The organism is Streptomyces mesophilus, assembly GCF_011044995.1.
In the GTDB taxonomy this organism is placed as follows: Bacteria; Actinomycetota; Actinomycetes; order Streptomycetales; family Streptomycetaceae; genus Streptomyces; species Streptomyces mesophilus.
The window spans coordinates 1-20,837 of sequence record NZ_JAAKZW010000078.1 but is presented as its reverse complement, the minus strand read 5'-3'; the positions used below and the strand labels follow the sequence as shown (position 1 = coordinate 20,837).

At 70.3% G+C, this 20,837-nt stretch carries 22 protein-coding genes and 1 riboswitch; of the genes, 10 read left to right on the top strand and 12 right to left on the bottom strand.

Going from position 1 to position 20,837, the window contains the following annotated elements:
- Nucleotides 1-160 precede the first annotated feature (160 nt).
- A complete protein-coding gene (locus tag G6045_RS19585) occupies nt 161-1,198 on the top strand; it encodes a 6-phosphofructokinase (RefSeq protein ID WP_165333295.1) in 1,038 nt (345 codons plus the stop codon).
- A 6-nt stretch (nt 1,199-1,204) separates the two neighbouring features.
- On the opposite strand, the gene G6045_RS19580 is transcribed toward G6045_RS19585, so the two are convergent.
- From G6045_RS19580 to G6045_RS42400, 3 genes are all read right to left on the bottom strand, one after another.
- Complete coding sequence (locus G6045_RS19580) at nt 1,205-2,215, bottom strand: 2-hydroxyacid dehydrogenase (RefSeq protein ID WP_165333294.1); 1,011 nt, start codon at nt 2,213-2,215, stop codon at nt 1,205-1,207.
- A 130-nt stretch (nt 2,216-2,345) separates the two neighbouring features.
- Nucleotides 2,346-4,223, bottom strand: coding sequence for an anthranilate synthase family protein (locus tag G6045_RS19575; protein WP_165333293.1), 1,878 nt, complete (start codon nt 4,221-4,223; stop codon nt 2,346-2,348).
- A gap of 113 nt (nt 4,224-4,336) precedes the next feature.
- The gene (locus tag G6045_RS42400) at nt 4,337-4,393 is read right to left on the bottom strand and encodes a trp operon leader peptide (protein ID WP_071528813.1); all 57 of its coding nucleotides are present in this window, start codon (nt 4,391-4,393) and stop codon (nt 4,337-4,339) included.
- A 110-nt stretch (nt 4,394-4,503) separates the two neighbouring features.
- Here G6045_RS42400 and G6045_RS19565 point away from each other — a divergent pair, with 110 nt between their 5' ends.
- Both G6045_RS19565 and G6045_RS19560 read left to right on the top strand, forming a co-directional pair.
- Nucleotides 4,504-5,856 carry a class II 3-deoxy-7-phosphoheptulonate synthase gene (locus G6045_RS19565; RefSeq protein ID WP_165333291.1) on the top strand — a complete coding sequence of 451 codons (1,353 nt, stop codon included), beginning with the start codon at nt 4,504-4,506 and terminating at the stop codon, nt 5,854-5,856.
- A gap of 144 nt (nt 5,857-6,000) precedes the next feature.
- The gene (locus tag G6045_RS19560) at nt 6,001-6,258 is read left to right on the top strand and encodes a (2Fe-2S)-binding protein (RefSeq protein ID WP_165333290.1); all 258 of its coding nucleotides are present in this window, start codon (nt 6,001-6,003) and stop codon (nt 6,256-6,258) included.
- A gap of 25 nt (nt 6,259-6,283) precedes the next feature.
- On the opposite strand, the gene bfr is transcribed toward G6045_RS19560, so the two are convergent.
- Nucleotides 6,284-6,763 carry a bacterioferritin gene (bfr, locus tag G6045_RS19555; protein WP_165333289.1) on the bottom strand — a complete coding sequence of 160 codons (480 nt, stop codon included), beginning with the start codon at nt 6,761-6,763 and terminating at the stop codon, nt 6,284-6,286.
- 154 nt (nt 6,764-6,917) lie between these two features.
- Here bfr and G6045_RS19550 point away from each other — a divergent pair, with 154 nt between their 5' ends.
- On the top strand, nt 6,918-7,541 hold the full coding sequence (locus G6045_RS19550; RefSeq protein WP_165333288.1) for a sulfite oxidase-like oxidoreductase: 624 nt from the start codon (nt 6,918-6,920) through the stop codon (nt 7,539-7,541).
- Nucleotides 7,542-7,562: 21 nt separating this feature from the next.
- On the opposite strand, the gene G6045_RS19545 is transcribed toward G6045_RS19550, so the two are convergent.
- The 6 genes from G6045_RS19545 to thiO all read right to left on the bottom strand — a co-directional run bounded on the left by G6045_RS19545 (nt 7,563) and on the right by thiO (nt 13,309).
- Nucleotides 7,563-8,087, bottom strand: coding sequence for a DUF4396 domain-containing protein (locus tag G6045_RS19545; RefSeq protein WP_165333287.1), 525 nt, complete (start codon nt 8,085-8,087; stop codon nt 7,563-7,565).
- 86 nt (nt 8,088-8,173) lie between these two features.
- The gene (locus G6045_RS19540; RefSeq protein ID WP_328707828.1) at nt 8,174-9,037 is read right to left on the bottom strand and encodes a deoxyribonuclease IV; all 864 of its coding nucleotides are present in this window, start codon (nt 9,035-9,037) and stop codon (nt 8,174-8,176) included.
- Nucleotides 9,038-9,086: 49 nt separating this feature from the next.
- Nucleotides 9,087-11,015 (bottom strand): Stk1 family PASTA domain-containing Ser/Thr kinase, encoded by a 1,929-nt coding sequence (pknB, locus tag G6045_RS19535; protein ID WP_165333286.1) that lies wholly within the window; start codon nt 11,013-11,015, stop codon nt 9,087-9,089.
- 100 nt (nt 11,016-11,115) lie between these two features.
- Nucleotides 11,116-11,910, bottom strand: a complete 795-nt coding sequence (locus tag G6045_RS19530) for a thiazole synthase (RefSeq protein ID WP_165333285.1) — start codon at nt 11,908-11,910, stop codon at nt 11,116-11,118.
- 5 nt (nt 11,911-11,915) lie between these two features.
- The gene (gene thiS, locus G6045_RS19525) at nt 11,916-12,116 is read right to left on the bottom strand and encodes a sulfur carrier protein ThiS (protein ID WP_165333307.1); all 201 of its coding nucleotides are present in this window, start codon (nt 12,114-12,116) and stop codon (nt 11,916-11,918) included.
- Nucleotides 12,117-12,145: 29 nt separating this feature from the next.
- Nucleotides 12,146-13,309: a glycine oxidase ThiO gene (gene thiO / locus G6045_RS19520; RefSeq protein WP_206343928.1), complete on the bottom strand. Its 1,164-nt coding sequence runs from the start codon at nt 13,307-13,309 to the stop codon at nt 12,146-12,148.
- Nucleotides 13,307-13,417: riboswitch (TPP riboswitch) on the bottom strand. (Overlaps the previous gene by 3 nt.)
- Nucleotides 13,418-13,466: 49 nt before the next feature.
- Between thiO and G6045_RS19515 the strand changes: the two genes are divergently transcribed.
- From G6045_RS19515 to G6045_RS19490, 6 genes are all read left to right on the top strand, one after another.
- Nucleotides 13,467-13,811, top strand: a complete 345-nt coding sequence (locus G6045_RS19515) for a hypothetical protein (protein ID WP_165333284.1) — start codon at nt 13,467-13,469, stop codon at nt 13,809-13,811.
- 51 nt (nt 13,812-13,862) lie between these two features.
- Nucleotides 13,863-15,089, top strand: a complete 1,227-nt coding sequence (locus G6045_RS19510) for an NAD(P)/FAD-dependent oxidoreductase (RefSeq protein ID WP_165333283.1) — start codon at nt 13,863-13,865, stop codon at nt 15,087-15,089.
- A 97-nt stretch (nt 15,090-15,186) separates the two neighbouring features.
- A complete protein-coding gene (locus G6045_RS19505; RefSeq protein WP_165333282.1) occupies nt 15,187-15,567 on the top strand; it encodes an Rv2175c family DNA-binding protein in 381 nt (126 codons plus the stop codon).
- Nucleotides 15,568-15,700: 133 nt separating this feature from the next.
- On the top strand, nt 15,701-16,366 hold the full coding sequence (gene thiE / locus G6045_RS19500; protein WP_165333281.1) for a thiamine phosphate synthase: 666 nt from the start codon (nt 15,701-15,703) through the stop codon (nt 16,364-16,366).
- 111 nt (nt 16,367-16,477) lie between these two features.
- Nucleotides 16,478-17,398: a methylenetetrahydrofolate reductase [NAD(P)H] gene (metF, locus tag G6045_RS19495; RefSeq protein ID WP_165333280.1), complete on the top strand. Its 921-nt coding sequence runs from the start codon at nt 16,478-16,480 to the stop codon at nt 17,396-17,398.
- Between the two features lie 51 nt (nt 17,399-17,449).
- Complete coding sequence (locus G6045_RS19490) at nt 17,450-18,361, top strand: SCO2102 family sporulation regulator (protein WP_165333279.1); 912 nt, start codon at nt 17,450-17,452, stop codon at nt 18,359-18,361.
- A gap of 43 nt (nt 18,362-18,404) precedes the next feature.
- Here the strand turns inward: G6045_RS19490 and G6045_RS19485 are convergent, their stop codons facing one another.
- Both G6045_RS19485 and G6045_RS19480 read right to left on the bottom strand, forming a co-directional pair.
- Complete coding sequence (locus G6045_RS19485) at nt 18,405-19,853, bottom strand: phytoene desaturase family protein (protein ID WP_206343927.1); 1,449 nt, start codon at nt 19,851-19,853, stop codon at nt 18,405-18,407.
- An 86-nt stretch (nt 19,854-19,939) separates the two neighbouring features.
- Nucleotides 19,940-20,557 carry a DUF4126 domain-containing protein gene (locus tag G6045_RS19480; protein ID WP_165333278.1) on the bottom strand — a complete coding sequence of 206 codons (618 nt, stop codon included), beginning with the start codon at nt 20,555-20,557 and terminating at the stop codon, nt 19,940-19,942.
- Nucleotides 20,558-20,837: the final 280 nt, after the last annotated feature.

Below are 20,837 nucleotides of genomic sequence, written 5' to 3'. Positions count from 1 at the left end.
CAAGTCCGGTCACGTCACGACGCCGTGGCCTCGTACGAGTGAAAGCAGCTGATCAACTACCAAGCCCTTCAAGGGATTTGGCGCCCTCGACACCGCGAAGTGACCTGGATCACCATTAGCGTGACGGGTCACACAGCGAACGTGGCGAAGGGACTTCCCCATGGGGGCCAAGAAAATCGGCGTGCTGACCGGTGGCGGCGACTGCCCCGGGCTCAATGCCGTCATCCGCGGCATCGTCCGCAAGGGTGTCCAGGAGTACGACTACGACTTCGTGGGCTTCCGTGACGGATGGCGCGGGCCGCTCGAAGGCGACTCGGTGCCGCTCGACATCCCCGCCGTCCGCGGCATCCTGCCCCGCGGCGGCACGATCCTCGGCTCCTCGCGGACCAACCCGTTCAAGGAGGAGAACGGGATCCGCCGCATCAAGGAGAACCTCGCCAAGTACGAGGTCGACTCCCTGATCGCGATCGGCGGCGAGGACACCCTCGGCGTCGCCGCGAAGCTCACGGACGAGTACGGCATCCCGGTCGTCGGCGTACCGAAGACCATCGACAACGATCTGAGCGCCACCGACTACACCTTCGGCTTCGACACCGCCGTCGGCATCGCCACCGAGGCCATCGACCGGCTGCACACCACCGCCGAATCCCATATGCGCGTCCTCGTCGTCGAGGTCATGGGCCGGCACGCGGGCTGGATCGCCCTGCACTCGGGTCTCGCGGGCGGCGCCAATGTCATCCTCATCCCCGAACAGCGCTTCGACGTGGACCAGGTCTGCGCCTGGGTCACCTCGCGCTTCAAGGCCTCGTACGCCCCGATCGTGGTCGTCGCCGAGGGCGCGATGCCCAAGGACGGCGAGATGGTCCTCAAGGACGGCACGCTCGACTCCTTCGGACACGTCCGGCTCTCCGGCGTGGGCGAGTGGCTGTCCAAGGAGATCGAGAAGCGCACCGGCAAGGAGGCCCGCACCACGGTGCTCGGCCATGTCCAGCGCGGCGGCACCCCGAGCGCCTTCGACCGCTGGCTCGCCACCCGCTTCGGACTGCACGCCATCGAGGCGGTACGCGACGGGGACTTCGGCAAGATGGTCGCGCTGAAGGGCACGGACATCGTGCGCGTCCCGATCGCCGAGGCCACGGCCAAGCTCAAGACCGTGGGCCCGGAGCTCTACAAGGAAGTCGGCGTCTTCTTCGGCTGAGGCGGGTCAGCCCGCGGTCTTGGGCGCGGCGGGGACGAGTACGTTCTCGCCGCGCCTGCCCGCCTGGTAGTCGAGTACGTTCTGCAGCGTCGTCTCGATGATCTGGTTCAGCGCGTCCTCGGTGTAGTACGCCTGGTGCGAGGTGACCACGACGTTCGGGAACGTCAGGAGTCGGGCCAGGGTGTCGTCCTCGACGCCCTGGATCGACTTGTCGAAGAAGAACAGGCCCGCCTCGGCCTCGTACACATCGAGTCCCACGCCCGTGAAGCGGCCCTTGCGCAGCTCGTCGACCAGCGCCTCGGTGTCGATGAGGCCGCCGCGGCTGGAGTTCACGAGGATGGCGTCGTCCTTCATCTCACCGAGCACCTCGGCGTTGATGATGTGCTGCGTCGCGGGCAGCAGCGGCACATGCAGGCTGATCAGATCGGACTCGGCGAAGAGCTGGTCCTTCTCGACGTACTTCATGCCGAGTTCCAGACAGGCCGGGTTCTGTGCGACGTCCCAGCCGAGCAGGTTCATGCCGAAGCCGTGCGCGATCCGGGTGAAGGCCTCGCCGATCTTGCCGGTGCCGAGCACCCCGACCGTACGGCCGCGCATATCGCGCCCCATCAGGCCCTCGAGCCGGAAGTCGAAGTCGCGCGTGCGGTTGGAGGCGCGCACGATGCGGCGGTTGACGGCCATCGCGAGGGTCCAGGCGAACTCGGCGACCGAGTACGGCGAGTAGTACGAGACCCGTGCGACGGTCAGGCCGAGGCGCTCGGCCACCTCCAGGTCGATGTGGTTGAAGCCGGTGGAGCGCGTGGCGATCATCTGGGTGCCGCCGGCCGCCAGGGTCTGCAGGACCCGGCTGCTGACATTGGCGTTGACGCTGACCGTGATGATCTCGTAGCCCGCGGCGATCGGCGCCGTGTCCTCGGTGAGGAACACGTCCAGGCAGCGGACCTCGTGGTGTCCGTCGAAGGCCTTCTCGATGAGCGGCTTCTCGTCGGCCTGCACGCCGAATGACAGGATTTCCACGACTGCTCCCAGGAGATGCGGCTGCTGGCTCGTAGGGCCTTCGGCTCATGAGGCTTCTGGCCTGATATGCGCGAATATACGGCGGTCCAAGCCCCTGCGCCCCCGGGGCCCGGACCGCCCGTACACCGCCTCAGACCCGGACCGTGGCCCGCACCGACTCGATCAGCTCGCGCACCACGGCGGCCCCGCGCAGCGTCAGGACCGACTCCGGGTGGAACTGCACTCCGGCGAACCCGGGCCCGCGCAGCGCGTGCACCTCACGGGTCTCGGCGGTCCGGCTCACCTCGATCCCGTGCGCCGAGAGCTCGGCCGCCGTCTCGGCGTCGCACACCGCCGTGAAGCTGTTGTAGTAGCCGACGGTCTCGGGCCGCCCGAACAGCACGATCCGCGTCTGCGCCCCCTGGTACGGCACCTGCTTGCGCACGATGTCGAGCCCGAGCTCGGCGGCGATCAGCTCATGGCCGAGGCAGACGCCGAGCAGTCCGTGCCGGTGCGTGCGCACGAGATCGGCGGTGAGCTCGCGCAGGAAGCGCATCTTCGGGTCGGCGGCGTCCGAGGGATCGCCGGGACCGGGCCCCAGGACCACGGGCCCCTGGTGCGAGAGCGCCGCCTCCCGCACCCCGGGCTCGTCGTAGCGCCGGACCGTGACCGACAGGCCGCAGGAGCGCAGCACATGGGCGAGCATCGCGGTGAAGGTGTCCTCGCCGTCGACCACCAGGGCGTGCCCGCTCAGCTCACCGGTCCGCTCCTGCATCCGCAGCCAGAACGGCGCGAGCGACCCGCGCCGCGAGTCCAGCGCCTCTTGTACGCGGGGATCGTCGCCGAGCCGGGGACGGGACCGCTCGGTCCGCGGGCGCCCGGGGCGCACCCCGAGCGCGGCCAGGATCCCGGCCGCCTTGGCGTGCGTCTCGGCCACCTCGTTCGCCGGCACGGAATCCCGTACGAGCGTGGCGCCGACCGGGACCCGCAGGCGGCCGTCCGCCGCGATGTCCGCGGTGCGGATGAGGATGGGGGAGTCCAAGGTCTGCGCGCCGCCCGCGTCCCGGCCGATCAGAGCGAGGGCGCCCGCGTAGTAGCCGCGGCCGCCTTCCTCGTGGCGCCGGATGACCCGGCAGGCGTTCTCGACCGGCGAGCCCGTGACCGTCGCCGCGAACAGCGTCTCCTTGAGCACCTCGCGCACATCGAGGCTGGACTTCCCGCGCAGCTCGTACTCGGTGTGCGCGAGATGCGCCATCTCCTTGAGCCGCGGCCCGACGACGACCCCGCCCTGGTCGCCGACCGTGCACATCATCTTGAGCTCTTCGTCGACCACCATCGACAGCTCGGCGCGCTCCTTGGCGTCGGCGAGGAAGGAGAGCAGCCCGTCCGCCGTCGGGCCCTCGGCCGGGTAGCGGTAGGTGCCGCTGATGGGGTTCATCACGACCGTGCCGCCGCTCATCCGCACATGGACTTCGGGGCTGGCGCCGACCAGCGTCCGGTCGCCGGTGTGCACCACGAACGTCCAGTACGCACCGCGCTCGCCGTCGAGCAGCCGCCGGAAGAGCGCCAGTGCGTCGGCCCTGGTGAAGCCCTCGATCTCGCCCTCGTACGTCCGCCGGATCACGAAGTTCGCGCCCTCGCCCCGCCCGATCTCGTCCCGGATCACCCGCTCCACGATCCCGGCGTACGCCTCGTCGTCGATGTCGAAGCCGCCGCCCCGCACCTGTACGTCATGCGCCGGCAGCTGGGCGAGGGCCTCGTCCAGGCTCAACTCGTACGACTCCCGCGCGACCAGGTACGACAGCGGCGTGCCGTCGTCCGTGACCTCGAAGCCGCGCTCGCGGATCTGCCGGAAGGGGACGAGCGCGAGCAAGGGGAGCTCGGTATCGGGGAGTTCGCCGAGGTGCGCGGCCTCGTGCACCTCTCCGGTCAGGATCTCGACGGTGTCGTGGTCACGGCCGGGGGTGCGGCGGCGGAGCAGGGCGAAGGGGGTTGCCGAGTCGATAAGTCGGCTGAGGCGGTCGTCCATGGCATGGGTTCCTTCCGGCGGATCTCGGGATCTCGGATCTCGGGGAGGAACGGCCTCGGACACACAAAAAGGCCGCCCCTCGGGCGGCCTTCGCGAGTCTTGGGAACGCGCAGTCAGTGGGCCGCCGGATGAGCGGTCCACCACCAGTTCTGGGTCGAATGCGCGAACATGGGGCTGACCCTAGCGCATGTTCCGCGGCGCGCAGTCCGCCCTTGGGACGTTCGTCTCACAAAGTGGGCGGGGGAATGGGCAGCCTCACCGACCCCGTAATGTTGACGAGGTGACCGTGAACGCTAAGACCACCGTCAGCGGTGGCAACACCTGGCGAGACCTTCCCGCGGCGCAGCAGCCCACGTACCCCGATGCCGAGGCTCTGCGCGATGTGATCGCGGACCTCGAGTCGTATCCGCCGCTCGTCTTCGCGGGCGAGTGCGATCAGCTGCGCAACCGGATGGCCGCTGTGGCCAAGGGTGAGGCGTTCCTGCTGCAGGGCGGCGACTGTGCCGAGGCCTTCGACGCCGTGTCCGCCGACCACATCCGCAACAAGCTCAAGACGCTGCTCCAGATGGGCGCCGTCCTCACGTACGCGGCCTCCGTCCCGGTCGTGAAGGTCGGCCGGATCGCCGGCCAGTACTCGAAGCCGCGCTCCAAGGACACCGAGACCCGCGACGGCGTGACCCTGCCGACCTACCGCGGCGACTCCGTCAACGGCTTCGACTTCAACGAGGCGGCCCGCGTCCCGGACCCCGAGCGCCTGAAGCGGATGTACCACGCGTCCGCCTCGACGCTGAACCTGGTGCGCGCCTTCACCACCGGCGGCTACGCCGACCTGCACCAGGTGCACGCCTGGAACCAGGACTTCGTGAAGAACTCGCCGTCGGGCCAGCGCTACGAGCAGCTCGCGCGCGAGATCGACAACGCGCTGAAGTTCATGCGCGCCTGCGGCACCGACCCGGCCGAGTTCCGCACCGTCGAGTTCTACTCCTCGCACGAGGCACTGCTTCTCGACTACGAGTCGGCGCTGACCCGCGTGGACTCGCGCACAGGCCGTCTCTACGACGTCTCGGGCCACATGGTCTGGATCGGTGAGCGCACCCGTCAGCTGGACGGCGCGCACATCGAGTTCGCCTCGAAGATCCGCAACCCGATCGGCATCAAGCTGGGCCCGTCGACCACCCCGGAGGAGGCGCTCACGTACATCGAGCGCCTGGACCCGGACCGCGAGCCGGGCCGGCTGACCTTCATCGTGCGGATGGGCGCGGACAAGATCCGCGACAAGCTCCCCACCCTGGTCGAGAAGGTCACCGCCTCCGGTGCCACCGTCGCCTGGGTCACCGACCCGATGCACGGCAACACCTTCGAGGCGGCCTCGGGCCACAAGACCCGTCGCTTCGACGATGTCCTCGACGAGGTCAAGGGCTTCTTCGAGGTGCACAAGGCGCTCGGCACGCACCCGGGCGGTATCCACGTCGAGCTCACCGGTGACGATGTCACCGAGTGCGTGGGCGGCGGCGACGAGATCTTCGTCGACGATCTGCACCAGCGCTACGAGACGGCCTGCGACCCCCGGCTGAACCGCAGCCAGTCCCTTGACCTGGCCTTCCTTGTCGCGGAGATGTACCGGGACCAGTAAGGCGCAACGCGTACGACACGCCTGTGGGGCGCGGATCCTTGTGATCCGCGCCCCACAGTGCTTTTGCACGCTGGTCGTGACGGGTAAGGTTAGGTTAGCCTCACCGATCATCGGGAGAGCGCAACCTGATCCTGTCGTCGGGAGGTGAACGGCGTGTACGTCTGCTCGTGCTTCGGTGTCACGGAGCAGCAGGTCAAGCAGCACGCTGACGCCGGCGCCTGCACTCCGCGGCAGATAGCCTCCGCGTGCAAGGCCGGTACGGACTGCGGTTCCTGCGTACGCCGCATCCAGGCCATCCTCGGCCGGGGCAACTGCCCGCGCCGCGACCTGGTCGACCAGGGCAAGCCCGCGCTCGCTTCGGCCGTGGAACTCGACTCCGTCGAGCTGGACGAAGCCGCCTGACGCACCCCGTCCGGCCCGTGCGGGCTCAGGCCTCCGGCTGCTCGATCAGCTGCGCGATGTAGAGCGGCTCACCGAGCTTCTCGATCAGCTCCAGCTGCGTATCGAGATAGTCGATGTGGTGCTCCTCGTCCTCGAGGATCGACTCGAAGATATTCGCCGAGGTCACATCGCCCTTCGCGCGCATCACGTCGATGCCCCGCTTGAGCCGGTCGATGGCCTCGACCTCGACCTGTCGGTCCGCCTGGAACATCTCGGTGACCGTCTGTCCCACTCGTACGTGGAAGAGGCGCTGGTAGTTCGGCAGCCCGTCCAGGAACAGGATCCGGTCGGTGAGCACCTCCGCGTGCTTCATCTCGTCGATCGACTCGTGCCGCGTGTATTTCGCGAGCTTCGTCCAACCGAAGTTCTCCTGCATTTTGGCGTGCAGGAAGTACTGGTTGATGGCCGTGAGCTCGGCGGTCAGCTGCTCATTGAGAAATTCGATGACCTCGGGGTCGCCCTGCATCGCAGAGGCTCCTTCCAAGTGCTTGACTGGGCAGGTGCGCCGCATCCTTGCACCGGGTTTCTGGGCCGTCCAGTAAGTGCATGCTTAGTAGGAGTTGCCCGAATCGGTGCAGACCTGGTCACGTCCACCCTCCGCGGGCTGTCATCATGGAGACATGGGTCAGCCGGAAAGCCGCGTCACGGAGCAGAACGAGCTTCCTCCGGGGCAGCGGCTGCAGCGGGGCTGGCCGGTCACCCACTACGGGCCCGTACCGAAATTCCGCCCGGAACGCTGGGAGTTCAGGGTCTTCGGGGCCACCGCCGACGGTGAGAAGCACTGCTGGACCCATGAGGAGTTCGGCGCTCTGCCGTACGCCACGGTCCTCGCCGATCTGCACTGCGTCACCAAATTCTCGGTCATGGGCGCCGAATGGGGCGGCGTCCCCGCGCGCGCCGTGCTCGAGCTCGCGCCGCCCGCGCCCGATGTCACCCATGTGATGGTCTGGGCCGAGTACGGCTTCAGCTCCAACCTGCGGATCTCCGATTTCACGGCCGAGCAGACGATGTTCGCCACGCACCGCGGCGGCGAGCTGCTCACCGCCGAGCACGGCTTTCCGCTGCGGCTCGTCGTCCCGCATCTGTACGCCTGGAAGGGCCCCAAGTGGGTCCGCGGCGTCGAGTACATGACCGCCGACCGCCGTGGCTTCTGGGAGGAGCGCGGCTATCACAACATCGGCGATCCCTGGCGCGAGCAGCGCTACTCGTACCAGGAGGAGCCCGGGGACGGCCCCGAGCTCTGATCCTGGCTGTCCGGTCGGTGCTCAGTGGTACTGGTGCACCACCGCGTGTCCCTTGCCGCGGCCGATCAGCCACTTGTTGACCGGGGTCGTGACCAGGAAGGCGATCGCGAAGGCGAAGGCCAGGGCGCCCCAGAAGAGCGCGTCGCTCAGATGCGCCTCCATCGCGCCCGGTACGGCGAGCAGGACGCCGTTGTCGACGATCTCCATCACCGTGATCGACAGGGTGTCGGCGGCGAGCGCGACACCGATCGCGGCCTTGAGCGAGAGGCCGGCGCGGACGACCGCGAACAGCGTGAGCGAGTAGCCGAAGAAGAAGGCCAGCGCGATGGCCAGGACCATCGTGGGCGCGGTGCCCCAGCCGAGCGCGGTGCCGATGATCATGCCGAGCACCTCGCCGATGGCGCACCCGGTGAGGCAGTGCAGCGTGGCCTTGGCCGCCATGGCCCAGGAGACCTTGCCGTGGCCGGAGTGACTGCCGTGACCGGCTTGCTGGTGGTGCGCGTGTGCTGCGTGCGACTCATGCGACTCATGCGTCTCGTGCTGCATGGCTGATGGCCCCCAACGTCAGGTAGCGGTTCCTGCCGACAGCAGGAACCGTATACCCCCCTAGGGTACGCACTCAAGGTTTTGGATCAGCTCTCCCGCAGCTTCTTCAGGAGCTCCACATCCGCGGTGTGGCCCGACTGTCCGCCCGGTGTCTCGATGATCAGCGGCACGCCGTCCATCTCGGGGTGCTTCATCAAGGCGCGGAACGCGTCCTCGCCGATATGGCCCTGACCGATGTTGGCGTGCCGGTCCTTCTTGGCGCCGACCACGTCCTTGGAGTCGTTGGCATGGATCAGCTTGAGGCGGCCCTCGCCGACCGTCTTCACCAGCTGGTCGAGGGTCTGGTGCATGCCGTGCGGGCCGGTGAGGTCGTGGCCCGCGGCGAAGACATGGCAGGTGTCCAGGCAGATGCCGAGCTTGGGGTGGTGGCCGAGCGCGTCGAAGTACGGACCGAAGTCCCAGGTCCGTGAGCAGATCGAGTAGCCCTGGCCCGCGGTCGACTCGAGCAGGAGGTACGGGTCGTCCTCGTGCGTGAGCTCGTCGAGGAGGGGCCGCATGTGCCGGCGTACCTGCTCAAGAGCCTCCGCCCGGTCGCGGCCCATCGTCGCGGAACCCGTGTGCACCACGACGCCGAGCGCGCCGATCTCCCGGCCGCGGCGCAGCGAGTGGCGCAGCGAGGCCACCGACTTCTCGACCGTCTCGGGGGAGTGCGAGCCGAAGTTGATCAGATACGGGGCGTGGATGTACGCCGGGATCGACTCGGCCGCGCAGGCGGCGCGGAAGGCCTCGTCCTCGGCGGGACTGCCGGGCGGGGTGGCCCAGCCGCGGGGGTTGGCGACGAAGACCTGGACGGTCTCGCAGCCCAACTCACGTGCGTACGCGAGGCCTTTGGAGGAGAGCCCGCCGGCTACGGGGACATGGCTGCCGACGGGGTTACGGGTGCGCTTCACGCCGTCCAGGGTGTCACGGTGCCGCCGGCGCACGGCCGGCGGCACCGGCTCAGCGGATCTTGATGGTGACCGTCGAGCCCTTGGCGGCTTCGTCGCCGCCCTCGACCGACTGGCTCTCCACCGTGTCGCCGAACAGGCCGAGCAGCCCCCGGTCCTCGTCGACCTCGAAACCGGCCCCGGTGAGCTTGTCCTTGGCCTCGTCGACCTTCAGGCCGACGACATCCGGGACCTCGATCATCTCGGGGCCCTTGGAGAGCGTCAGGGTGACGGTGTCGCCCTCGCCGAGCGAGGCGCCGCCGCCGGGCGACTGCTCGCCGACCAGGCCCTTGTCGTGCTCGGAGTGGACCCGCTGCTCGGCGATCTCGACCTTGAAGCCGTCCTCTTCGAGCTCGTCGCGCGCCTCCTCCGGCGTCCTGCCGGTGACGTCGGGCACCTCGACGGGCTCGCCCTTGCTCACGGTGAGCGCGACGGCGGTGCCGGTCTGGCGCTGCGTACCGGAGGTCGGGCTGGTGCGGATCACATCGCCGCGCTTGATTTCGTCGCTGAACTCGCGGGTGACCGTGCCCGGTTCGAGCCCGGCCTTCTGGAGCTCCTTCTTCGCCTCGGCGAGCGGCGTCCCGCTGACATCGGGGACGCGCACGATGCGCTGCCCGAGCGAGACGGTCAGGGTGACCGTGCCGCCCTCGCGGATGCGCTGGCCGCGGTCCGGGTCGGTGTCCATCACCTGGCCGCGGTCGTACGAGGCGCTGTACTTCTTGCGCACCTCGCCGTTCACCTTGAGACCGGCGTCCTGCAGCGTCTTGCGCGCCTGCGCCTCGGTCTTGGAGAGCACGCCCGGGACCTGGGTGAACTGGCCGGAGTTGATGTACCAGACGCCCGCACCGATGCCGAGCGCCAGGATCACGGCCGCGATCACCGTGTACAGCCCGCGCCGGGGGCGATGCGCCCGCGCCGGCGCGACCGGGCCGGGCGGCGGGGGCGGCATCTCCAGGCGGCTGGTGCGGTGGATCTCCCCCTGGGCGGGCACCGGCTGCGGCACGGAGGCGACGGCGCGCGGGATCACGCTCGTACGGTCCTCGGAGTTGATGTGCGCGTCCTCGACGGCGGCCGGCGGCACCGCGTCCAGCTGGGCCTCGGTGAGCGCGGCGCGCGCCGTACGGGTCTGGCCGAGCAGCGCGACCGCGTCGTACGGGCGCACCTCGGGCGTACGGGCGGTCGCGAGGGCCACCAGCTCGTCGAGGTCGACGGGCAGGCCCGGCACGGAGGCGGAGGGCGGCGGGATGTCCTCGTGCAGATGCTTGTAGAGGATCTGCGCGGGCGATTCGCCGGTGTGCGGCTTGGCGCCGGTGAGCATCTCGTAGAGCACGACACCGCAGGCGTACACATCGACGCGAGGATCGGCGACACCGCGTTCGATCTGCTCGGGGGCGAGATACGAGACGGTGCCCAGGACGGTGCCCGTGGTGTTCGTCACGGTGTCCACGGACCGTACGAGACCGAAGTCGGCGACCTTGACCCGGCCGTCGTCCCCTATCAGGACGTTCTCGGGCTTCATGTCCCGGTGCACGAACCCCGCGCGGTGTGCGGCGCCGAGGGCGGCGAGCACCGGCTCCAGGATGTCGAGCGCGGCGCGCGGCCGCAGGGCGCCGCGTTCGCGCAGCACGTCGCGCAGGGTGCAGCCCGCCACGTACTCCATCGCGAGATAGACGTACGCGCCCTGGGCGCCCTGGTCGTAGACGGCGACCACATTGGGGTGCGCGAGCCGGGCGACGGACTTGGCCTCGCGGATGAAACGGTCGACGAAGGCGGCGTCGGCGGCCAGCGTCGGATGCATCACCTTGAGCGCGAGCACGCGGTCGAGGCGGGTGTCCACGGCCCGGTAGACCGTGGCCATCCCGCCCACCGCGATCCGGGCGTCGATCCGGTACCGGCCGTCGAGCACCTGCCCGACGAGAGGGTCCTGAAGGGTCGTGTCCACGCGCCGAGTGTACGAGCCGTGGCTTGGAGGGTTGCCTGGTTGGGGGGATGTGGGGCGGTACTGAAGCCGAGCTGTGACGCGCGGCGGACCCGGCGGGGACTCAGAACGCCGGCCGCTCCGGATCCAGCCGGGCCCGCCCCTGCATCGGCGACGACGCCTGCGCGAAGTGCCGGCGCGGGATGCGCCCCGCGCGGTGGGCCAGGCGCCCGGCCTCCACCCCGTGCCGCATCGCCTCCGCCATGAGGACCGGCTCCTGGGCCCGGGTCACCGCGGACGCCAGCATCACCGCCGAGCACCCCAGCTCCATCGCGAGCGCCGCGTCCGAGGCCGTACCGGCGCCCGCGTCGAGGATCACGGGGACGCGCGCGTTCTCCACGATCAGCTGGAAATTGTGCGGATTGCGGATGCCGAGGCCCGAACCGATCGGGGAGCCGAGCGGCATGACCGCCGCGCAGCCCACGTCCTCGAGCTTGCGCGCGAGCACCGGGTCGTCGTTCGTGTACGGAAGGACCGTGAAGCCGTCGTCGACGAGCGTCTCGCAGGCCTCCAGGGTCTCCACCGGATCCGGCAGGAGCGTGCGCTCGTCGGCGATGACCTCGACCTTCACCAGGTCCGTGCCGAGGGCTTCGCGCGCGAGCCGGGCCGTGAGCACCGCCTCGCCCGCCGTGAAACAGCCCGCCGTGTTCGGGAGCACCTCGATGCCGAGCTTGGCCAGGACGGAGAGCACCGAGCCCTTGGTGCCGGGGTCGACCCGGCGCATCGCCACGGTCGTCAGCTCCGTACCCGACGCGGCCAGGGAGCGTTCGAGCACATCGAGGCTGGGCGCCCCGCCCGTGCCCATGATCAGCCGTGAGGAGAAGGTCCTCGACCCGATGACGAGAGGATCGTCGGCCATGTTCGTCAGCCTCCCTGTACTGCGGTCAGGACCTCGACGCGGTCACCGGCGGACAGCGCCGTGCGCCGCCACTCGCCGCGCGGCACGACGGTCTCGTTGAGCGCCGCGGCCACACCGGACGGCGCGGCGGTGACGGCGGCGACCAGCGCGTCGAGCGTGGTGCCGTCGGACACCGCCCGCGTCTCCCCGTTCACCTGCACTGCGATCTCGCTGATACGGCCCGCTCCTGACTCGCTCATACGGCCTGCTCCTGAAGGGCGCCGAAACGCTTGGGGCTGAAGGGCCGTACGTCCTGGGGGAGTTCCCCGGTGGTCAGGGCGTGCGCCATCGCGTCACCCGTGACGGGCGTGAGCAGCACACCGTTGCGGTGGTGCCCGGTGGCGAGCAGCAGGCCCGGCAGCTGGGTCGGGCCGATCAGCGGCGCGTTGTCCGGTGAGCCGGGGCGCAGGCCCGCGCGGGTCTCCACCAGGGGCAGCTCGGTGATCCCCGGGATCAACTCATGGGCATCCCGCAGGAGTTCGTACACCCCGCCCGCGGTGACCGTCGTGTCGTACCCCTGCTCCTCGCTGGTGGCCCCGATGACCAGCTCGCCGTTCTCACGCGGGACGAGATAGACATCGCTGCCGCGCACGACCGCGCGCACGGTGCGCTGTAGGAACGGCGCGTACGCGGGTGGTATCCGCAGCCGCAGCACCTGCCCCTTCACGGGCCGCACCGGCACGGAGACCGGCAGTCCCGCGAGCAGTCCGCTGTGACTGCCGCCCGCGAGCACCACCTGCTCGGCGGCCAGCTCGGTGCCGTCCGCGAGCACGACTCCGCAGGCCCTGTCCCGTACGAGAAGCAGCCGGTCCGCCCACTGCCGGTGGAAGCGCACACCGGCCCGCTCGCATGCGATGACCAGGGCCTTCACGAGCTGCCGCGGATCGATCTGGTGGTCGTCGTCGGCCCGCAGACCGCCGCGCACCCCGGGCGCGAGCATCGGTTCGAGGCGCCGGCACTCGCGTCCCGAAAGCCACTCGGAGGCGAGCCCCGAGCGCTGCTGGAGGGCGTGCACCTCGCGCAGATGGGCACGGTCGTCGGCGTCGAGCGCGACCGAGAGCGTGCCGCAGGAGCGGTAGCCGAGCTGTTCGCCGCCGGCCTCGGTGAGTTCGGCGACGAAGGACGGATAGCGCGCGGCCGAGGCCAGGTTGAGGGCGAGCAGGGTCTCCTCGCCGTAATGGAGTTCGGTGACGGCGGCGAGCATTCCGGCCGCGACCTGCGCGGCACCGCCACCGGGGGCCGGGTCCACGACCGCGGTGCGCAGCCCCTGCTGCGCGGACCGCCAGGCCGTGACCAGGCCGATGATGCCGCCGCCCACCACGACGACGTCGGACGGCACCTTCGAAGACAGCTGTGACATGGGCGTCCAGCCCCTCCCTTCGCCGGCATGACCCGGATCAGGTTCATACGGTCGGAGGCCGCCGCCTCCCTCTCAGCCCGGCACGTCCGGGCTCCCGCGAGTGCTTTACGCCTGCCACCATAGCCCGACGTCCCAACGCTCTTGAAGGGAGCAGCCGATGACCGCCCGCTCGCTCGACGGCCTCGTGATGGCCCCGGTGGAGGACCAGGCACCAGGTCAGGTGGGTACGCGGACGCGCTTCACGTACCACGAGCAGGACGGCGTGATCTGGGCTTCGTATGCGGGTGGCGACGTCGTACGGGGTGAGCTGGTCGGGTCGCGTGACGGGGACGTACTGGACTTCCGTTACGTGCAGTTGAAGACCGACGGCGGGACGGCGTCCGGGCACTGTGAGTCCCGTATCGAAGAACTCCCCGACGGGCGGATCCGGCTGCGGGAGAGCTGGGAGTGGGAGTCGCGGCCCGGCAGGGGCACCAGCGTTGTGGAACAGGTCACGTCCTGACCTGTGACTTCCCACCTTCCTGACGGTTCGTCAGTTGTTTATGGTGAGCGGATGAGCGAGCAGCGGGAGGTACCTGTGGGGCAGCGTCGCGTGGTGATCGTCGGGGCCGGGATGGCCGGTGTGCAGACGGCGGTGGCCCTGCGGGAACAGGGCTTCGGCGGACCGGTCACCTTGATCGGCGCCGAACCGCACCAGCCGTACGACCGGCCGCCGCTGTCCAAGGCGGTGCTCCTCGGCAAGGCCGAGGGCTCGGCCTTCGAGGTGGACTTCGAATCGCTCGGCGTGGAGCTCCGGTTGGGCCGCGAGGTCACGGGCCTGCGCGTCGAGGCGCATGAACTCGACACCGCGCAGGGGCCCGTCCCGTACGACGTCCTGGTCCTGGCCACCGGAGCGGAACCGCTGCATCTGCCGGGCGCTTCGGGCATTCCCGGCGTGCACCTGCTGCGCACGCTCGACGACGCGCAGCGGCTGCGTCCCGTGCTCGCCGAGCAGCACGACATCGTGGTGGTCGGCGCCGGCTGGATCGGCGCGGAGTTCGCCACGGCGGCCAGGGACGCGGGCTGCGCGGTGACGGTCGTCGAGGCCGCGGACCGTCCGCTGGCCGGGGCGCTGCCGGCCGAGGTCGCGGCGCCGATGACGGCCTGGTACGAGGAGTCGGGCGCCGTGCTGCACACCGGCGCCCGCGTCCAGGCGATCGAAGAGGGGGCCGTCCTGCTGTCCGACGGCACCCGGGTGCCGGCCGGTGCGGTGGTCGTCGGGATCGGCGCCCGCCCGGCCACGGCCTGGCTGGCGGGCTCGGGCATCGAGCTCGGCCCCGACGGAGCGGTCGTCGCGGACGCCTCGCTGCGTACCTCCGCCCCGGATGTGTACGCGGTCGGCGACTGCGCCTCGTTCCCGTCGGCGCGCTACGGGGCCCGCCTCCTGGTCCACCACTGGGACAACGCCCTCCAGGGACCGCGCGCGGTGGCCTCCAACGTGATCGGTACGCAGCCGGCGGTCTACGACCCGGTCCCGTACTTCTGGTCCGAGCAGTTCGGCCGCTTCGTCCAGTACGCGGGCCACCACGGGTCGGCGGACCGGCTGGTGTGGCGGGGCGACCCGGCGACCCCGGCGTGGTCGGTCTGCTGGCTGCGGGACGGGGTCCTGGTCGCGGTCCTGGCGGTGGGCCGCCCGCGCGACCTGGCGCAGGGGCGGAAGCTGATCGAGGCGGGGGCGGTCCTGGACGCGGAGAAGGCGGCGGACGCTTCCGTGCCGCTCAAGAGCGCGATGGTGAAGTAGTCCGGCGCCGGAGCGGCCTCGCCCGCGAGGGCGCAAAGCCGTCCGTCCGGGATACCGAACAATCACACGCACCCCAAATCAATGGCACCCTTGTTCCGTGACCGAGATTGACGCAAAGATCGAAGCTCTCGTCCCTGGGTGGCTGAACCTCCCCGAAATCGCCGAAATGTTCGGCGTCGAGGTGACGCGTGTGCGGCAGCACGTCAAGGAAGGCCGGCTGATCGCCGTACGCCGCGGTGAGAACAACGCGCTGTACGTGCCGGCCGCCTTCATCGACGGCAACGCCGAAGACGGATGGAAGATCGTCAAGGGCCTCCCCGGGCTCCTGACCCTCCTGAGGGACGACGGCTTCTCCGACGAAGAGATGGTGGAGTGGCTCTTCACGCCGGACGACACCCTGCCCGGCACCCCCGCACAGGCCCTGAGCGAGAATCGCGGCACGGAGGTGAAGCGCCGAGCCCAGGCGCTCGCCGTCTGACAGCCGCCGCGCGCGCCGGCCGGTGATACGGACACGGCCGCCGTAACAGCAACAGGCATACGGGCCCCGGGACCGGGACCGCCGCGAGGCACCCCGGTCCCGGGGCCCGTGCGCCGCGAAACAGGGGGATCTCATGAACGCCACCGCAGGAACGACCCGCACGCCGCGCGAACAGCTCGCCGACGCCCGGCTCTACCTCTGCACCGACGCCCGCAAGCGTCAGGGCGATCTCCCCGAGTTCCTCGACGCCGTGCTCGCCGGCGGCGTCGACATCGTGCAGCTGCGCGACAAGGGCATGGAGGCCGCCGAGGAGCTCGAGCACCTCGCCGTCTTCGCGGACGCCTGCCGCCGGCACGGCAAGCTGCTCGCCGTGAACGACCGCGCCGACATCGCCCACGCCGCCGGCGCCGACGTGCTCCACCTCGGCCAGGGCGATCTGCCGGTCCCCGCGGCCCGAGCGATCCTCGGCGAGGACGTCCTCATCGGCCGCTCCACGCACGCCGCGTCCGAGGCGTCCGCCGCCGCGGAGCAGCCCGGCGCCGACTACTTCTGTACCGGCCCCTGCTGGCCCACGCCTACCAAGCCCGGCCGCCACGCTCCGGGCCTCGACCTGGTGCGCCACACCGCCGAACTCGCCGCGGACCGCCCCTGGTTCGCCATCGGCGGGATCGATCTGGGCAATCTGGACGAGGTGCTCGAAGCGGGTGCGAGCCGGGTCGTCGTCGTCCGCGCGATCACCGAGGCCGGCGATCCGGCCGCCGCGGCAGCCGAGTTCGCCAAGCGCCTGCGTACGGCATAGCGTCGGCGCTTTCGTATGACAACTGTCCGATGGGTGGACGGAAAACCGGCATTCCCGTCATAACGCCCGCTCGCGGTTGGGGTGCGGAGCCGTGGTGACTAACCTGCGCCTATGGCCCTCGGTACCGCTTCCACCAGGATGGATCGCGCGCGCACGGTGCGCGAGATGCTCGCGACCGGCAAGACCACGTACTCCTTCGAGTTCTCCGCGCCCAAGACCGAGAAGGGTCAGCGGAATCTGTGGACTTCGCTGCGCCGGGTCGAGGCGGTCGCCCCCGACTTCGTCTCCGTCACCTACGGCGCCGGCGGTTCGACCCGCGCGGGCACGGTCACGGAGACCCAGCAGATCGTCGCCGACACCACGCTCACGCCGGTCGCGCATCTGACCGCCGTGGACCACTCGGTGGCCGAACTGCGCAACATCATCGGCCAGTACGCCGACGCCGGGATCAGGAACATCCTCGCGGTCCGCGGCGATCCGCCCGGCGACCCGATGGCCGAGTGGGTCAAGCACCCGCGGGGTCTGACGTACGCGTCCGAACTGGTGCGGCTCATCAAGGAGTCCGGCGACTTCTGCGTGGGCGTCGCGGCCTTCCCGGCCATGCATCCCCGCTCGCCCGACTGGGACGCGGACGTACGGAACTTCGTGGACAAATGCCGCGCGGGCGCCGACTATGCGATCACCCAGATGTTCTTCCATCCCGAGGAATATCTGCGCCTTCGCGACCGCGTAGAGGCGGCCGGCTGCGAGACGCCGATCATCCCGGAGATCATGCCGGTGACGAGCGTGCGGATGCTCGAACGCCTGCCGCAGCTCAGCAACGCCGAGATTCCCGCCGGACTGAAAGAGCGGATCCTCACATCCAAAGAGGACGCCGCGGCTGTACGCTCCATTGGCATCGAGTTCGCGACGGAGTTCTGTGCTCGGCTCCTTGCCGAGGGAGTGCCCGGTTTGCACTTCATCACGCTCAACAACTCCACGGCGACCCTGGAAATCTACGAAAACCTGGGCCTGCACCACCCGCAGGCCTGAACCGGCACAGCCGCACACCCCTACGCGGCGGGCCGTAGGAGAGGGGCGTACATGGGCTGGACGGTCCTCTACATCGCGTTCGGACTGGTCGCGCTGTGGCTGCTCGGCGAGGTGCTGCTGCAGTACAAGGCGCGCCTGCGCTGGCGGCTGCTCGCCTTCGCCGGCTTCGTCGGCGTCGTGCTCGGTGTGCTGATTCCCTCGGTGTACGTGATCGGGGCGGGCGCCATCGCGTTCGCCATCGGCCAGACGTATGTGACCCTCTCGTTCCGCCGCGGCTTCTCCACGGGCTGGGCGATCGGCGGCAACCCGGGGGAGAGCCGCCGCCGCAGGGGCGTGGTGGAGCAGGACCCGACGCTCGAGGTCTCGGACCTGGAGTACGAGGCGGAGTACCGCGAGGACGGCCGCGAGGGCCGCGACGGCCGGGACTCCGGCTACGACGACCGCGACCAGGGCTACGCCGGCGACGGCTACGCGCCGCAGCAGGCCTCCGTCTACGCCCCCGAGCCGCTGCCCGACGACACCGGCAGCTACGGCATCTACGACACCGGGTCCCATGCGTACCCGCAGCAGCCCGCCGCCGCGGCGGCCGCGGCCGACTCTTCTTCGTACGGCTACGACACCTACAACAACGGCTACGACCAGCAGAACTACGGCTACGACCAGCAGGGCCAGCAGAGCTACGCGGCCTACTCGGACCCGTACATCGGCACGCAGTCCTACGACACCGGCCAGTACGACACGTACGGCGGCGGGCAGCAGGGCTATGACAGCGGGCAGTACGCCCAGTACCAGCAGGGCGGTTACGGCGACAGCACCCCGCCCGGCGGTGTGTGGGTGCCGCAGCAGCGCAACGGCGACGAGACGCTCGCCGGGGGCCTGCCGCCCGAGCAGCCGGCGTATCCGCCGTACAACCCGGAGGGGTACGACACCGGGTACAACGAGCAGCAGCCGTACCGCTACTGAGAGTTGATCTTTCGTACGACACGAGGGGCCGGACGGCCGGGGCTCACTGCGAGCCCCGGAAGTCCGGCCCTTCGACGATCAGGCCCGCGACCAGGGCGCCGGACATCCCGGCGTGCGGGAGCCCGCCGCCGGGGTGGGCCCAGCCGCCGACGCGGTGGAGACCGGGCAGGCGGGTCGTGTTCGACGGGTGGAGGTAGCGGGCGTCGGCGCCGGCCAGCGAGGGGTGCGGGACCGGGCCGTGGGTCCGGATCTCGCGCCACAGGAGACGGTCGCGCAGTCCGGGGACGGCCTGCCCTGCGGCGGTGACCATCCGGTCCGCGAACTCCTCGGCGTCGGCGACCTTGTGCGCGACGGCGGTCAGGACCACCGATTCGTGCTCCTCGTCCGGCACCAGCGCCGGATCGCCGGGGCGCAGAACGGTCACCGTCGGCTGCACGCCGGGCCCGAACCCGCCTGCCAGGGCGGTGAGTTCGGCCTTGCGGTCGGGGGCGTGGACGACGGTGCGATGCACGGCATCGTCTTCTCGGGCGCCGCTGAGAGCCAGCAGGACGGTGAAGCGGCCGGGACGGACTCGCGCCGTATCGAGCACGGCGTCCTGCCGCGGGTCGTGCAGGGGATGGCCGGTGAGCGCCTGGGGATCGACGCCGGCGACCACGAACTCGGCTTCGTGCACGCTGCCGTCCGCGAGCTCGACCCCGGCCGCGCGCCCGTCCTTCTCGACGATGCCGACGACCTCGGCCCCGAACGCGAACTGAACCCTGCGCTGCACGCACCGCTCGTACACGGCGGTCGCGAGCTCGCGGATGCCGCCGCGTACGTACCAGGTCCCGAAGGCCTGTTCCATGTACGGCAGCACGGCGGCGCTCGCGGGTGCGGTGCGCGGATCGAGTCCGTACGCGAGGACGGAGCTCTCCACGAGGGCGATCAGCCGGGGGTCGGCCAGCTCGTGCCGCATCGCCTCGGCGAAGGTGGGCGGCCGCTTGCGTAGGAGGCCGCTTTTGCGGACGGCGGGATACGGGTCCCGCTCGCCGAGCACCCGCCAGTCCTCCCACAGCGGCTCCTCGAGCAGCGGGCGGCGGGCGCGGTCCCAGGCCTCGCGGGCCCGGTTCAGGAACCGGGCCCAGCGCTCGCCGGTGCCGCCGCCGAGCGCCGCCTCGATGGCGTCGACGGTGCCGGCGCGGGACGCGTTGGGCACGAAGACGTCCGTGCCGTCGGCGAAGAGGTGCCGGACGGCGGGGTCGACCTGGACAAGGTCGACGCAGTCCTCCAGGGGCTGCTTGCCGGTCTTGAGGAACAGATCGCGGTAGACGGCGGGCAGCGGGAGCAGCCCGGGACCGGTGTCGAAACGGAACCCGTCGCGTTCGAAGCTGCGCACGGACCCGCCGTACGTCTCCTCGCGCTCGAACACGGTGACGCGGTGGCCCGCGACGGCCAGCCTTGCGGCGGCCGCCATCGCGCCCATACCCGCGCCGATCACCACGATATGTGCCATGCGGGGAGGGTACCGGCCGGGTCCGTGGGGCTTTCCGGGGGCTCCGCCCCGACCCGCCCGGTCCCGTCGCCGCTCACTGCGAGCGGTCAGCCCGGTGGTCGCCCGCTCACCTCACGCGCCAAGCGCTTCTCCTCACGCCTCTGCGCCCGTCTGCGCATGAACCGCCGGATGCGATGCGCAAGGAACAGCACCAACGCCAGACCGAGGATCAGCAGGACGGCCGCGATGATCGCCGCCGCCTCCGGGTAGAACATCGCGAACGTGACGATGCCGCCCACACCGAGATCCTCGGCCGTGCTCATGACCACATTGCTGAACGGCTCCGGCGACGTGTTGATCGCCATCCGTGTCCCGGCCTTCACGAAATGGCTGGCCAGCGCGGTCGAACCGCCGACCGCCCCCGCCGCGAGGTCCGAGATCGAACCGCTCTGTCCGGCGAGCAGCGCGCCGACCACGGCTCCGGACACCGGCCGGATCACGGTGTGCACCGTGTCCCAGAGGGAGTCGACGTAAGGGATCTTGTCGGCCACCGCTTCGCACAGGAAGAGGAAGCCCGCCACGCAGAGCACGTCGGTGCGCTCCAGAGCGGGAGGCACCTCGTCGCTCACGCCGGTCACGCCGAAGACGCCGAGCAGGAGCACCACCGCGTACGCGTTGATACCGCTGGCCCAGCCGCTGGTGAACACCAGGGGGAGTACGGACACGGACGCGATCGTAACCAGTCGGCAACGGGTCGGCCTGGGGATGAGTGCGTATGCCTGAGTATCCGTACCTAGTGAGTGAGATGAGTACGAGCGCGGATGGGCCCCGACCTGCAGGAACGAAAGAGTGGGGGTCACGGAAGGGGCGCGGCGCCGGCACCGCCGACACGGGGCGGCGGAACGGCGCGGCTCCCCTTGCGGAACGGGGTCGTCCCGGCCCGGAGGGGACACCGGCTGTCTCTTATGCACATCTGACGCTTCCGACGAACGAGTTGGTGTCAAT